The organism is Paenibacillus sp. Y916, assembly GCF_056786435.1.
The window spans coordinates 114,713-128,894 of record NZ_JBXCJA010000010.1 but is presented as its reverse complement, the minus strand read 5'-3'; the positions used below and the strand labels follow the sequence as shown (position 1 = coordinate 128,894).

Here is a 14,182-nt window from a genome sequence, read left to right as displayed (position 1 = left end):
GCTATGTCTCCTCTCGATCTGGCGACTTTGATATATAAGCGAGCGAAATAATAAACAACAGTATAAATCCACTTAATCCACGCAAAACATTACTTGCAAATAAAAGAAATATTATTGCACTAATTGCAGCCAATGAAATAGGAGAATAGACTTTCTCAGTTTTACTTAACTTGAAAAGGTTAACAAAGAGGTACCCAAATGATAATGTTATAGCTAAACCTAATGGGAGTCCAAATGTATAAAATAGGTTTAAATAACCATTATCAAATGCTACTAGCGTATCTGTATTTTGCGTTAATTTCACTCCTATCCCCGAACTTCCCAGACCCCTTCCTACAGGATTGGCCAATACTCCTGATAATATATCGCTTGAGAAGCTCAGTCTTTCATTCAATGAATGATCTTCTTCTAATGATCCGAATGTATTAATACGAGCCGTCACATTATTAGCGCCCGGCAATATTGGAAGGATAAATGTGTAAGCCAATGAAAAGATGATACACAGAAGAAGCAATTGTATTTTATTTTTTGTGTGGGATCTGATAAAGTAGGCGATTATCATAATGATATAGGCAATCCATCCAACACGAACCAAAGTAAGAAGCAATGCAAATGCTACAATCATCATTCCAATGATTCCAAATGCTCTCCATTTCTTCTGAACAGTCATGATAGCTAATGCTAATCCAAAAAAAACACCTGCTGGTCCTGGTGAATTCAGGAAAGAGAACACTCGAAAGTTCTGAGACTCAGGAAACCCAATGGAATTCATCTCAGCATTTATCATCCAAAATTTATCCCAAGGGGGAAGAAAAGTATATTGATATATTCCATATGCAGCAATGATTACTGCAAGATAAGAGAAACTTCTCAGCCACTTATCACGGACATCCCTATCGAAACAGCTTACATTCACATAAATTAGAACAAGAAATGGAACAATATAATTTAGCAAATCATATACTGATGCTAATCCGTATTTTAAAAACCCAATGGAAAATCCATAAAGCAAAGCTACTCCCATTATTTTAGATATGAGGCTAATTCTACGGTCAATTAACTTGATATTTCTTACAATTGGTAATAGTAGCGTCAAACTAACACAATAGGGTACTAGCGAAATGATGGAGGTATCGCTATACGACTGAAAGGACCAATCCATTAAGCGCCTTACTTCTGGACTTATCACCCAAATAAGCAAGGTATAAGGGAGTAATGAGTTTGATCTATAGGCATAGATTTGCAATGAAATGAACATACTTAGGAGCAGGAATGTAAATTCTAGAAGCTTCATATGGAGTGAATCTACTGAACTAGCAACTCCAACAATTGAGCCAAGAACGATTACACCCGTAAAGTTTATTAACCCGTATATAATCATTCTAATACCTGGCTTTAAAGTACTTATTCCAAAGTTCCTCTCCACGTTTTCCAACCACCCCATCTACCTTTATACGAAATAATTATTTTTTTAAAACTATTATATTTCTCTTTTGGTAGCATTCTAATAAATTGAATAACGCCGGGTGATGATTTGCTTCCAATGAAAATAATCCATCCGATATATAATAATTTTCTTTTCCAATTTAAATGTTTAAGTAACGTATACGTCTCATTATGTGCCATATTGAAATAGGCTATTTCATTGAAGCTATTTCTTTTATCCTCATCAAATCTTTCGGCTGGAAAATGATCAACACATACTAGCGGATCATAAATAAGTTTCCAACCTTTCTTTTTAACGGATAGACTGAACTCCATTTCATTATAAATTTGGGCACCTGTACCCTTTAGTTTCCCATCAAATATCAAACCTTGAATTGCATCTTTCCTAAAGCTCATATTAGCCCCTTTAAGAAGATCCACCTCACGAGTGGTACCAAGTCCAATATGATGATTGCCTATGATTCGACCATAGGACTTTATTATACCGACCTGTTGTTTAATAGCTGGAACTGGTTCGCCACGAAGGTATACTATATCTCTACCTCCGACTCCACCTACATCAGGTTTCAATAAATAGTAACTCTCTATTCTCTCAAGCCAATTAGAATGGGAGACAGTATCATCATCGGTTAAGACGACAATAGCTCCTGAGCTCTGCTCAATTCCCAAGTTCAATGCTGCTACCACACCTGTCTGTTCTATGAGAACCATCTTTAAGTTCTTTATGAAAATAGATGATAAATAATTCAATGTGTTCTCATCTGTGTTTCTTACAACTACTATGATTTCATCAGGATATCTCTTTTGTTTTTTCAAACCTTCTATACAGTTCATTAACGCGTCGACTCTTTGATATGACGGTACAATTACACTGATTTTCATATTAATCCCCTTACAGATCTTCCATTTTAATTAATATAGATTCAATCAGAAAGGCCTCATCACCGATTTATTCTGACAATATGTTCTCGTTCGAGAATACTCTCCATACCTTGCAGCAGTGGTATACGAAGTTCCTCATTCTGTAGTGCAAAGATGAGCGTAGTCATAATAAAGCCCATCTTCTCGCCTACATCATACCGGATTCCCTCGAAGTCGTATGCATACACGCCTTGACTCTCATTCAGCTTTTGTATAGCATCCGTCAGCTGAATTTCTCCACCGGCTCCTAATTCTTGCTGTTCCAGAAATCCGAATATTTCCGGAGTCAATATATATCTGCCCATGATAGCCAGGTTTGACGGCGCCTTGCCTGCCGGTGGCTTCTCTACAAAATACTCCACCTCATGTAAACGACCGTACTTGTGCAATGGAGCTACTATTCCATAGCGTTGGGTCTGGTCATGCGGAACACTTTGAACGCCAATCACAGACTTCCGAACTTGATCGAACTGCTCTGCCAACTGCTGGATGCAAGGTGTCTGGGACTGTACGATATCATCTCCGAGCAACACAGCGAATGGCTCATTACCAATAAATTTACGGGCGCACCATACCGCATGTCCAAGTCCCTTTGCCTCTTTCTGACGTATGTAATGAATTTCTACATTAGAGGAACGACGAACTTCATCAAGCAGATCAAATTTCCCTTTGCTGAACAAGTTATTCTCTAACTCGAACGCATGGTCGAAGTGGTCTTCAATGGCGCGTTTGCCTTTCCCGGTCACGATGATAATTTCTTCAATTCCTGCTGCTACCGCTTCTTCCACAATGTATTGAATCGTAGGCTTATCGACAATCGGAAGCATTTCCTTCGGCATGGCCTTCGTTGCAGGTAAGAAGCGTGTCCCAAGGCCTGCTGCCGGAATAATTGCCTTTTTCACTCTTTTCATCATTCATCCACTACCCATCTTTAATTATTCTTTTAACGAAATACCAATATGAATGTCTTAGTTGTAGAAAGGCCTAGCTATGCACTCTTCATTCAAAGAAGAGCATAGCTAGACTTTCTAATAAGGGCATTGAACCCATCCTCACATCACACCCTCGACAATAATGTCTAAGGTCCTTAAGACCCACAGCGTGAACGAGTGCCTACAGTGATAGAGGTGCAGTAGACATTACCTTTACTTACCTGAACACCTCTCTAGTTGTTTATCCCTTCATTCCGTAATAACCCATGTAGAAGTCCGGTTGGTCATCTTGATCGATCCGATTAAGTACAACACCCAGCATTAGTGCATTAACATGACTCAACCGTTCTTTGGCTTTTTTCAAATGAATTTTCTTCACCTTGCCTACGGCAACCACCATAACAACGCCATCGCATAATGTGCTAGCTATGACGCTATCTGTTACAGCTAATACCGGAGGAGTGTCCATGAGAATAACGTCATATTCCTGCCCTAGTTGCTCCAGCATTTCCCGCATTATTTTTGAATCAATGAGTTCCGATGGATTAGCGGGTACCGGTCCGGAAGGTAGTAACGATAAATTACTGACCATGGTTTCCTGGATCACGTCTTCTACACTTATGAGTCCTGTTAACACGGTACTTAAGCCTTTATGATTCGACTGGGAGAAAATATGGTGTAGTGACGGCTTACGCATATCCATATCAATAAGAAGCACATTCTTGCCTTCCTGTGCATAGGTAATAGCCAAGTTGCTTATCGTTGTGGTCTTACCTTCTCCTTCCTGGGATGAAGTGACCATGATGGTCTTCAATACCTGATCATTAGAAGAATAATTGATATTGGTTCGAAGTAATCGATATACTTCCGATATGGGAGATTCGGGATTCATTGAAACAATTAAGCCGTTATTATTGATTGATCGTCGCATACTTGCTCTCACCTGCTTTTTGTTTTTGTAATGCTTTCGTCTTCCGGGAGATCTTCTGATCACCCTTGGTGATCTTCCCTACAGCCGCTAGTACCGGAACGTCCAAGATTCCAACAATTTCAGCTTCTATCTTCAACGTATCGTCAAGATAATCTAGTAGAAATATCAGGCCAATCGCCAGCATAAGCGAAACAACAAGGCTGATTATAATGTTCATCATCGAATTAATATTGATAGGAGCAGGGGATACAGTCGTGTCTGCCTCGCTTAAAATGGTGATGTTGTCTACATTCATAATGTGTGGTATTTCATCTTTAAATACCGTAGAAACTGCATTTACGATCGCGGCGGCCTTGACATACGAGCTATCCTGATAGACTAAATTCATCACTTGTGAATTGTTCGCTGAAGTAACAGATATCATTGAAGATATCTCTCTGGAGGTAGCTCCTAATTCAGGGAATTTATCAACAACTTTATCCATAATGGCAGATGACCGGATGATCTCTTTGTAAGAATTAATAAGGCTAATACTTGTTTGTATAGTACCGGTATTAAGTGATGCCACTTCCCCCGCCGAAACAGACTGATTAACGATTAGCTTGGCGTTCGCCGAATAGATCGGTGTTGTAAAGTACATGCTTTTGACTCCTGTCGCTGCGATTGCAATGACAACAATTGCTAAGATCAGCCACCATTTCTTCTGAATAATTCTAAAGTACTGTTTGAGTTCCATTCCCTTGCAATCCCTCGCTTCATTTGTAGAATATGTGTAACAGACAAAATTCTATTACTAGAGTTCGCTTTCGAAGTTTTTATGATACAATTCGTATCATTGATATTCCATACTTTACGATACAATATGTATCATGTCAAGACTTTATCTATAATTTTGATTATAATTTGTATGTTTATGTAGAGACTCAGACATAAATAACAACAAAAAAATCAGCCTTGATGTTCTGATGCATCAAACAAGCTGATTCTTTAGATTAGAATATTTCGAACTTGAAATGGTACTAGATCTGCTATATACTAACTCGAATAGTTACAATTTGTATAAAAATTTCCATCACTTTATAATTCCGTAAAACAGAACATATAATAGAAGCGCTTTCACAAAGGGAGATGTTATATGCGTATTATTCTTACTGGTATATGGGCTTTCGTTCTGTTCGTTTTCACTTGCTCGGTTAACCTACATCTACTCATCAGATATCATGTGGTTGATTTCCAGTTCAATCCGACTCCTGATTGGGCGGAGCTACTGAGGCTTGATTTTCAATGGACAAGTCATGATTGGATTGAGAGGAAAATAGGACATTTTATCGGTTTCTTTATCCTTGCTTTGCTCGCGTCAAACTTCGGAAAAACTAAATCCGCCTTCTTCTTCTCCATGATCTATGCAGCCGTGACCGAAATTCTCCAACTATTCTTCTTTCGGGGTGGTCGGATCTATGACATTGCCAACGATTCAGCTGGCATTCTCTTTGCTTATCTACTATGTCTTATCTTGTTTTCGCATAAGCTCAAGGTCTATAAGAAACATATTCAATAATCAATGTTTTTTTGAAATTGCATAAATTATAAAAAAACACTTGCTACAAATTGTATACTTGTTATATGATAACTCCAGTGATACATTATGTATCAATTACATCTGTTACTTAAATGATATTAAAGTCAACGGATAGTTCATAACGGAGGAAGACCGAATGAGTGCAATAGCCGGTATTTATCGTTTCAATGGGGAACCCCTTCAGTTCGATCATAGCGACCTTATGATGGAAGCTCTGAAAAAGTATCCAACAAATCAAAGCGCAATATGGCATAAGGATCACATTATGCTTGGTTGCCATGCGCAGTGGATCACGGAGCAGTCCATTCACGAAACACTGCCTTACTACGATTCGTATCGCGGGCTTGCCATAACAGCAGATGCCATCATTGATAACCGAGATGAACTAATGGATCAATTGCAAGTCTTACATAACCTTAGGAAAAGCATGACAGACAGTGAAGTATTACTCCTTGCTTATGAGCAGTGGGGTGAACGAATGCCCGAACGACTGGTCGGAGATTTCTCCTTCGTAATCTGGGATGAAGGAAAGAAGCAGCTTTTTGGTGCGAGGGATTTCTCAGGTGCTCGAACACTCTATTATCACCGCAATGAGCAGCAGTTATCTTTCTGCACTGTAATCCACCCTTTGTTGTCTTTGCCTTATATACATAAAGAGCTTAACGAACAATGGCTGGCCGAATTTCTAGCGATCAGCGGTGTGTTCGAGCCACCGACACTTTCAACTACTATCTATAAAAATATTGAGCAGTTACCACCTTCCCATACGTTATGCATCAAGCATAATAAGGTGGTTATTGCTAGGTACGATAGCCTTGCAAATGTAATTCCTCTGCATCTTGCATCATCGCAAGAGTATGAAGAGGAATTCCGGGACGTGTTCAATAAAGCTGTTACGGCAAGGATTCAACGCACTAGCGGAAATATCGGTGCTCATCTTAGCGGAGGATTAGACTCAGGTGCAGTCGTTAGTTTCGCAGCCAAAACCTTACAGAATGATAACCGCATGCTTCATACCTTCAGTTACATCCCTGATGATGGATTCGTTGATTGGACACCGAAGCACAGGCTCGCGGACGAAAGACCACTCATACATCAGACCGTAAAGTATGTAGGAAACATAAACGACAATTACTTGGATTTCAAAGGAAGAAGCTCTTTCTCGGAAATAGATGATTGGCTTGACATCATGGAGTCCCCCTACAAGTTCTTCGAGAACTCATTCTGGTTGAGAGGCATCTTTGAGGAAGCACAACAGCAAGGAATCGGTACTCTACTCAACGGAGCCAGAGGAAATTACAGTATTTCTTGGGGGCCCGCAATCGAGTATTATAGCATGCTTATGAAGAGGTTTGAATGGCTTCGCTTATCCCAAGAGATCAATCTATTCAGCAAGAATGTCGGAGTCGGACGTAAACGTATTTATTCCATTGTTAGCCGCAAAGCATACCCTATTGTGGAACGAATAAGACCTACCAACACAAATAATCTTTTTCCGGAATTAATAAATTCAGATTATGCGAGGCAAACCGGAATATATGACAAGCTTGGAGACAGTAAATTCACTGGTATTGGATCCACTCTAGATCTTCCAGCAGATCCACTTGAAGCAAGAAGGCAGCATTTCGACCGCGTGAATATGTGGAGTATCTCAGGGACAAGTACATGTAAGCTCTCTCTTAAGTATTCATTAACGGGCCATGATCCAACCAATGATCTGCGGGTAATTCGGTTCTGCCTGTCGACTCCCATAGAACAATTCGTTCAGAATGGCATGGATCGAGCATTGGTTAGACGGTCTACGAAAGGTTGGCTCCCTGATCCCATCCGCCTCAATCAACGTACCAAAGGGACTCAAGCAGCCGATTCTATCCATCGAATGTCTAAAGAATGGCCTGTTTTTATTGAGGAGCTTGAGCATCTGAGTCGTGATTCTCGAATGCAACAGATCATCAACATGCCTGTCTTCCATGATGCACTAACCCAAGCCCGCAATGGGCTTGATCCTAATCAGGCGTACGACCCTACCATCAAGGTGTTAATGCGTAGCTTAATCGTGTATCGATTTCTCCAAAAAAACTTTTGAAGGGAGGTGACAACAATGAAAAAAGAATGGAACGTACCTGCATTGGAAGTACTTGATATTAACATGACGATGGCTGGCCCTGGTAATAATAGACCTGATGCATTCCAACCGGATCCTGATGAAACAATACATTATACATCCTAAGAAATCATTCTTCTTGAAGAACAGCCCTTATATTCCTGATTGGATATTAGGGCTTTCCTCTTTTATTCTTATTATAAGCAATGGGGTGAAGACAGTGGTTCATACAATGAGCAAGACCGTTTATAAAGCCTTCGGGTATTCCATACAAAGTGACATCCAACTACCTGAACTGCAACAGATAGACACCCCTGACAGTATTGTCGATATTACCATCCGCTATGCTGACTTAAGTGAAAAATGGTTAGAATTTTCTGTCCCACCGAGAAAATTCGCAGTAACCAAGAATCTAATCATGTTCTGGATCTCGGATTTGGCCATTTTCTCCATCGAGGGTGGGACAAACATCACTATTTCGCCCGAGAAGGGTGCGGACGAGGATAAGATCCGACTATATGTTCTTGGATCATGCATGGGTGCTGTTCTACTGCAGAGAAGGATCCTTCCTCTTCATGGCAGTGCAGTAGTTATTAACGATAAAGCTTATGCGTTCATCGGTGATTCCGGCCATGGCAAGTCTACGCTCGCCTCCTCCTTTATTCAAAGGGGATTCCAATTATTAACTGACGACGTTATCGCTGTTACGCTCGGTTCCAACAATATCCCATATGTGACGCCAGCCTATCCACAGCAGAAGCTTTGGCAAGAGAGCTTAGATACCTTCGGCATGAATTCGGATCAATTCCGTCCAGTGTCCGACCGCGAGACCAAATATGCCATCCCCGTCACCTCTCACTTTTCTACCAACACCCTTCCTCTAGCAGGTATATTTGAGTTGATCAAGACAGACTGTAGCCACGCCGAGATTCGAGTAATAGATAAGTTAGAGCGACTTCCGCTCCTTTATCGCCATACATACCGTAATTTTTTCCTTCCAGATAGCAGATTAACCCATTGGCATTTCGATACGACAGCACGTATGTCCGGAAGTATCGACACTTACCAACTCCGGCGCCCATTACATGAGTCTACCGTTCATCAGCTGACCGATATGGTGCTAAATGCAATCAGGAAATAAGAGGGGTCGTGTGGCTACCAATAACCAAGATAAATCGTTTAAATTTGTTCAACTACAAAATTATTGAACCTTGCCGGAGTAGAAGGAGTACCAACACCACGATATCTCAGCCCAACGATTTGAGACGATCCCACCACCGCTATATCTGATGGGATGAGTTTATAACTTAATTTTAAATCACCATTAACATACACAGATATAACATTGTTGTTAACAGTTACATTCATCTTGTAATAAGTATCATCCAAAGGGATTAATGGGAACGTCGAAACTATAGTGTCGACTGCAGCTATTCTTCTACATAGTTGCAAAGCGTTATTTATGATTTCAGCCCAAAAGTGATTATCTGTATTTACCCATTTAAACATAATGCCAGGTCTACTATAATCGGTGCTACTTGTTAATTGACCTTTCATAGTACATCCAATGTTATAGTTCGTAGCACCTACCCCACTAGATAGAATAGCTTTTACCGTACTGCCTGGCACCGTAGCAGAATAAGCCTCATTTGATGATATGCCCCATATTCCACTAATAGTGCTCCATGCTCCACCAAGGGCGCTAGCACTGCCCAACGATGTTATGCTATCAGCTCGCTCAAATGAATCATACACCAAAGCATCTAATGAGGTTGATAAAGTACCATCATCGGCTACGGTTACTTTATAAGGTATGCCGTTTGGTGAATATACCTTTGTCTTTATATTCATATTTTCAGACTGTATTGATCCATTTGTTAGGTTTATCCTACTCCGGGTTCCGTCCATCGTGTCCGTTAAGATTAATCCGTTTTTATCTCCGATTTCAAAATCTGTATTTGTATACGCGTGATTAACAGGGGCATACGTTCCCGTGTGATCATAACTAACCATTACACCAGCCAAATACAATGGGATTGTCTTATTAAAACCACCAAACCGTGCCTGTAGAAACGTACCACTAGGTTGTTTGAGTCCTCTATTTCGTATTCTTAACCATTTGAGTGCAGGAATAGCATAAGTTTGATCATATAACGAAGGAGCTGAAGCGAACCCAAGACTGGTCCTGATACTTGTTTGCACTTCACAGAAGACAAAATATTCAAAGCATATTTCCCTTCCAATATTATCAACGGAAGGATAGTTTCCTGAATTCAAATAAAAAGAAGGATTACTTATACCATCCGGTATTACTTTTAGTATTGTGACGTTCTCTCCTAAATATGATTTTGCTTCACCGCTCAACCCTATTGGGAGTTGTGATAAGTCCGTTACTTTATATAAGCTAGTTCCGTTATTTGTAGTCCAACTGGACACTAATTCAGGGTTTTTAGCCAGTTGCCCATGGCTTATAGGATTATGTGCTTTTGCATGTAGCACATCTTCCACTGCTCTCGGAGTTGTTAATGTCATTGACGCGGATTCCTTTTTTCTCCTAACAGTGATCTGACTTGGGTCATTCCCAAGTCCATCCAACATGATGTCATCCGTTGCTATATGATCAAAATAGGCTACCCCTATCGCTCCCGCTGAATAAGGTGATTTATTAGCACCACCCTCATCCCAATTATCCATGATTAGCTTGTTATTGATTTTACCAAAATGAAAGCAATATTTCTGTTTCTCTGAAGGTATCATTAAATCATCAGGGAGGGAATACTGCCATCTGCCTGGCTCGTCTGTGTAATTAATAGGGGACCAACTTAAACCCATTCCTGAATAGTGGCCGCTTGATTCGGATTTCGGTAATAATTTAATACATGCTTCACCCGTCATTTCAAACCGTACTGATTCAAACGCACCGTTTAACCCGACACAGTTAGCAAGTGAATCATAATCATCAGTGTCTTTAACTTGATAGAAACAGTATGGACTAAAGCCCATATGGACCCTCGTCATCCTCACTGAAATTCCACCACGATGATTAGCCGTGTTGATTATACCCAACATGATACCGCAAAACGAACCACTTACACTCCCACCTTGAAAGAAATAGTCACCACTGTTTCTACGGCAATAGACACCAATTAGGCCACTCCAACCACAATCATAGTTTGTTATATGACCTTTCATACTATTTAATAACAGTCCAACTTTCACCGATGTAGTCGAAACATTCTTAAAGATGGGGGTAGCTGACTCAGATACATCTATAGCAACAACACCCTTAGAAAACATATCGTAGATCCCTGCTTCGAACTTACTTTTATCGACCCATCTAGATAGATACCGCGAATTATAACCCACAACACCTGATACTCTAAAGTTTTCAAACACCGCATTTACACCTGCGTTTGAAATCCTTATACACGGGAGTAAATCAGTTTCTGTATCCATAGGATCAAACGAGATTAAAGTACCACTATTACCGCCATCAACATATGTTGCGACACCTTCTATCCCTCTAGAATTGTTTTCTATGGTGGACTTAACCTTGTACGTTTTCGCACCCAATAGCATTTTTCTTTTTTTCGCACATAGCGTCATAGCATCATTAAATGCTTTTGCATCATCAGTAATTCCGTCACCTTTCGCTCCTGTCCATTCGGGCCGGATTCCATTAACTTTGAAATCCCCTCCGATAACACCACCTAATGACATATCAAATATCCAGTCATCATCACTCGCAACCCAAGTACCATGAATAGTAATCGTCACGCCATTAGCAGGTTTTAATCTAGCATTACGACCAAATACTAGTTTCTTATTTGCAGGAATGGTTATATTTTGCCCTATTAGATAAACTCCTTTGGAGATGAATATTTCATCAGAAGATGCTTGCAGTGCTGATATTACCCCTCCGTAGCTATCTAGTACGCCTGTCGGATCAACTATATATTGGCTAATGCTTACCCCATATTCATCTAGCTTGTTCTGTTGTCTTATCTCTGAGTCTTGAATTCCAATGCTCATTATTCCATTAGCTACTTCCCTAGCCCTCAAATATAAATCTTCCAAAGCTAACATATCATCTTTGATCGCTTTCGCTGGTAGTGGGGATAGACTCTTCTCGTTCGAGTTATTTGAGTTAACTCCTTGCTCTTCTGTCATTGCAATCCCTCCTGACAACCTGATCGTTATAAATCAACCCTGCTTTCAAACAAATCAATGATATGCCTGGTGTTACTTTACTATATATATTCAGAATAGCTGTTAATTGTAACCACTGGATCTCAGAACAACTCCTTAAGCCATTACTTAAGTACATCTATATCTTCATACCTATTGGAGGGCACTTCAGTTCAAAGCCATCATGGATATGAGTACTACTTCTTCTTCAATTCTACATCGTTACACAAATAAAAACGGATACTATCCATTTAAGGACGGTATCCGTTTCAGCGGGAAATATAAAATTGTTATACCTCATTCTTGATGTATGGCTGTTATCATTTTCCTGCTGATGACAACTATTGTACGTTTGCTCTAACTCAGAATCATTGAGGTTCAGATGCATTTCTTGCATGAACGGTAGCATCTCAGTTAAAGATCCTGTTCCTAGCCCTGCCTCAATTATCAGTGACTTAAGGCATAATCCCACCTTGTAACTTCTTGAAATTCAAAGGATTACGATTATTATTCACTTAGCTGGCATCTTGAGCAACAGAAAAAAAGCCTCTCATGAAGTTCAATTAGAACTCATGAGAAACCTCTTTTTTAAGAATTAATGTTAACAAGCAGCGCTTACTGCATCTCTTTCGTCGGTCCCATCACGCCCGGCACCGTCAGTCCCGCTTGACGGAGCAATACCGTCATTTGACCGCGATGATGCGTCTGATGATCGATGAGCATCCGCAAAAACTTACCTCTGATCATCTTGCCTCCAAAAACGTTGATTTCTTCAGTCATCATTTCATCCGTGAATTTTTTTGCTTCGCTATTGTAGGCATCGATAACCGCATCGTATTTCTCCACGATCTCGCCCATGCGCTCCGGCACTTGAGCCCCCCGCTCGATAGCGGGAGTATTCAATCCGGCAAGTTGTCCGAACCCCCCCGCCGTGCCGACCAAATGCCAAGCCAGCCAGCCCAGTGAGTTATGTCCTTCCACGATCGCCGTGTTCATCTTGTCATCCGTGATCGCTTTCATGACGGACAGCGTACCAGCCGCCGATGCCACCCAATCTGCCAAAAAGTCTTCTGCTTTACGATACATGTTTTTTCCTCCAATGAATGTATTTCTTTCTATTGTATACTCAATGGGACTCTATATTCAAACTGGGTGCGACCCGATTAAGAGTTACCCTCTTCTAGCTCCAACCAAGCCACACACTCAACATGAGTCGAGTTGACAGGGAGTACAGACATTAAAATAGAACTGGAATGGCATTTGCCCTTGTCTTTATAGACGCCGATCATTTAGACCGACGCCGATTAGTTCTTCAAAAAACGGCAACCCACCTTTATTTCGTCACGATAAAGTTAGGGAGATTTTTTCAAGATACTTAATTCTTTCTGAATAATCTTGTTTTGCAAAAGTTTCCGAAAGTATATTGTTCGACACTAACACGTCATAAAATGATTTAAACATCTGGGCTGATTTAGCGGAAGTAATCATCATTCTTTGACCGTCAATCATGCTTATTTTGTGGAGTAACGCTTATTTTACCAAAAAATAATCCTTTATTTCATCGAGCAAAAAATCCTCAATAACCTTAACCTCGCTTATATAGCTGCCTGCCTTTATAACATCCCTGCATTTTATAAATGACCAATTTTCCTGTCTGCCTTTAAAATCAGGGTTATTGGCATATACCACACCTTCAAACCCTGCCCAAATTATTGCTGAAGCGCATAGTGGGCAGGGTTCAAATGTTGAATATAGCCAGTAGCCTGACAGTTTATCCGTTTTTAGTTCCATACATGCGCTTCTTATAGCATTTATTTCAGCATGTGCAGTTGGGTCGTGGTCTTTCCAAATTGTTGTTTCGCCTTTGGCAATTATATTACCTAGTGAGTCGATAACTGCTGCAACTATTCCTTTGTCATCCCATGCATCTTTAATCAATTCTCGCATTATCATTTCGCTGGGATGTTCTATACTTGATATCATTATAATCATCTCCTTCTGACCATTGCCGTCCAAAAAATAAATAATATGTAGTTCACATTTCCATACTATTGTACACTAACTTAATTATATATTGGATG

Annotated in this window: 12 protein-coding genes; 4 read left to right on the top strand and 8 right to left on the bottom strand. The window is 40.3% G+C overall.

Going from position 1 to position 14,182, the window contains the following annotated elements; translation table 11 throughout:
• Position 1 precedes the first annotated feature (1 nt).
• From AC1TO9_RS18885 to AC1TO9_RS18865, 5 genes are all read right to left on the bottom strand, one after another.
• Positions 2 to 1,426, bottom strand: coding sequence for an O-antigen ligase family protein (locus tag AC1TO9_RS18885; RefSeq protein WP_482060153.1), 1,425 nt, complete (start codon positions 1,424 to 1,426; stop codon positions 2 to 4).
• A complete protein-coding gene (locus AC1TO9_RS18880; protein ID WP_482060152.1) occupies positions 1,405 to 2,328 on the bottom strand; it encodes a glycosyltransferase family 2 protein in 924 nt (307 codons plus the stop codon). The genes AC1TO9_RS18885 and AC1TO9_RS18880 overlap by 22 nt, the downstream gene beginning before the upstream one ends.
• Before the next feature lie 59 nt (positions 2,329 to 2,387).
• Positions 2,388 to 3,278: a UTP--glucose-1-phosphate uridylyltransferase GalU gene (galU, locus tag AC1TO9_RS18875; RefSeq protein WP_482060178.1), complete on the bottom strand. Its 891-nt coding sequence runs from the start codon at positions 3,276 to 3,278 to the stop codon at positions 2,388 to 2,390.
• 262 nt (positions 3,279 to 3,540) lie between these two features.
• The gene (locus AC1TO9_RS18870; RefSeq protein WP_482056228.1) at positions 3,541 to 4,230 is read right to left on the bottom strand and encodes a CpsD/CapB family tyrosine-protein kinase; all 690 of its coding nucleotides are present in this window, start codon (positions 4,228 to 4,230) and stop codon (positions 3,541 to 3,543) included.
• Positions 4,211 to 4,966 carry a YveK family protein gene (locus tag AC1TO9_RS18865; RefSeq protein WP_482060151.1) on the bottom strand — a complete coding sequence of 252 codons (756 nt, stop codon included), beginning with the start codon at positions 4,964 to 4,966 and terminating at the stop codon, positions 4,211 to 4,213. The genes AC1TO9_RS18870 and AC1TO9_RS18865 overlap by 20 nt, the downstream gene beginning before the upstream one ends.
• A 399-nt stretch (positions 4,967 to 5,365) precedes the next feature.
• On the opposite strand from AC1TO9_RS18865, the gene AC1TO9_RS18860 reads away from it, so the two are divergent.
• The 4 genes from AC1TO9_RS18860 to AC1TO9_RS18845 all read left to right on the top strand — a co-directional run bounded on the left by AC1TO9_RS18860 (position 5,366) and on the right by AC1TO9_RS18845 (position 9,054).
• Positions 5,366 to 5,788 (top strand): VanZ family protein, encoded by a 423-nt coding sequence (locus tag AC1TO9_RS18860; RefSeq protein ID WP_482060150.1) that lies wholly within the window; start codon positions 5,366 to 5,368, stop codon positions 5,786 to 5,788.
• A gap of 157 nt (positions 5,789 to 5,945) precedes the next feature.
• Positions 5,946 to 7,895, top strand: a complete 1,950-nt coding sequence (locus tag AC1TO9_RS18855; protein ID WP_482060149.1) for an asparagine synthase-related protein — start codon at positions 5,946 to 5,948, stop codon at positions 7,893 to 7,895.
• 15 nt (positions 7,896 to 7,910) lie between these two features.
• Positions 7,911 to 8,039: a paeninodin family lasso peptide gene (locus tag AC1TO9_RS18850; protein WP_482056224.1), complete on the top strand. Its 129-nt coding sequence runs from the start codon at positions 7,911 to 7,913 to the stop codon at positions 8,037 to 8,039.
• 94 nt (positions 8,040 to 8,133) lie between these two features.
• A complete protein-coding gene (locus AC1TO9_RS18845; protein WP_482060177.1) occupies positions 8,134 to 9,054 on the top strand; it encodes a phosphoenolpyruvate carboxykinase (ATP) in 921 nt (306 codons plus the stop codon).
• Between the two features lie 38 nt (positions 9,055 to 9,092).
• On the opposite strand, the gene AC1TO9_RS18840 is transcribed toward AC1TO9_RS18845, so the two are convergent.
• From AC1TO9_RS18840 to AC1TO9_RS18830, 3 genes are all read right to left on the bottom strand, one after another.
• Positions 9,093 to 12,083 carry a hypothetical protein gene (locus AC1TO9_RS18840; protein ID WP_482060148.1) on the bottom strand — a complete coding sequence of 997 codons (2,991 nt, stop codon included), beginning with the start codon at positions 12,081 to 12,083 and terminating at the stop codon, positions 9,093 to 9,095.
• Positions 12,084 to 12,716: 633 nt separating this feature from the next.
• Positions 12,717 to 13,187, bottom strand: coding sequence for a DinB family protein (locus AC1TO9_RS18835; protein ID WP_482060147.1), 471 nt, complete (start codon positions 13,185 to 13,187; stop codon positions 12,717 to 12,719).
• A gap of 444 nt (positions 13,188 to 13,631) precedes the next feature.
• Positions 13,632 to 14,084, bottom strand: a complete 453-nt coding sequence (locus AC1TO9_RS18830) for a nucleoside deaminase (protein WP_482056221.1) — start codon at positions 14,082 to 14,084, stop codon at positions 13,632 to 13,634.
• Positions 14,085 to 14,182: the final 98 nt, after the last annotated feature.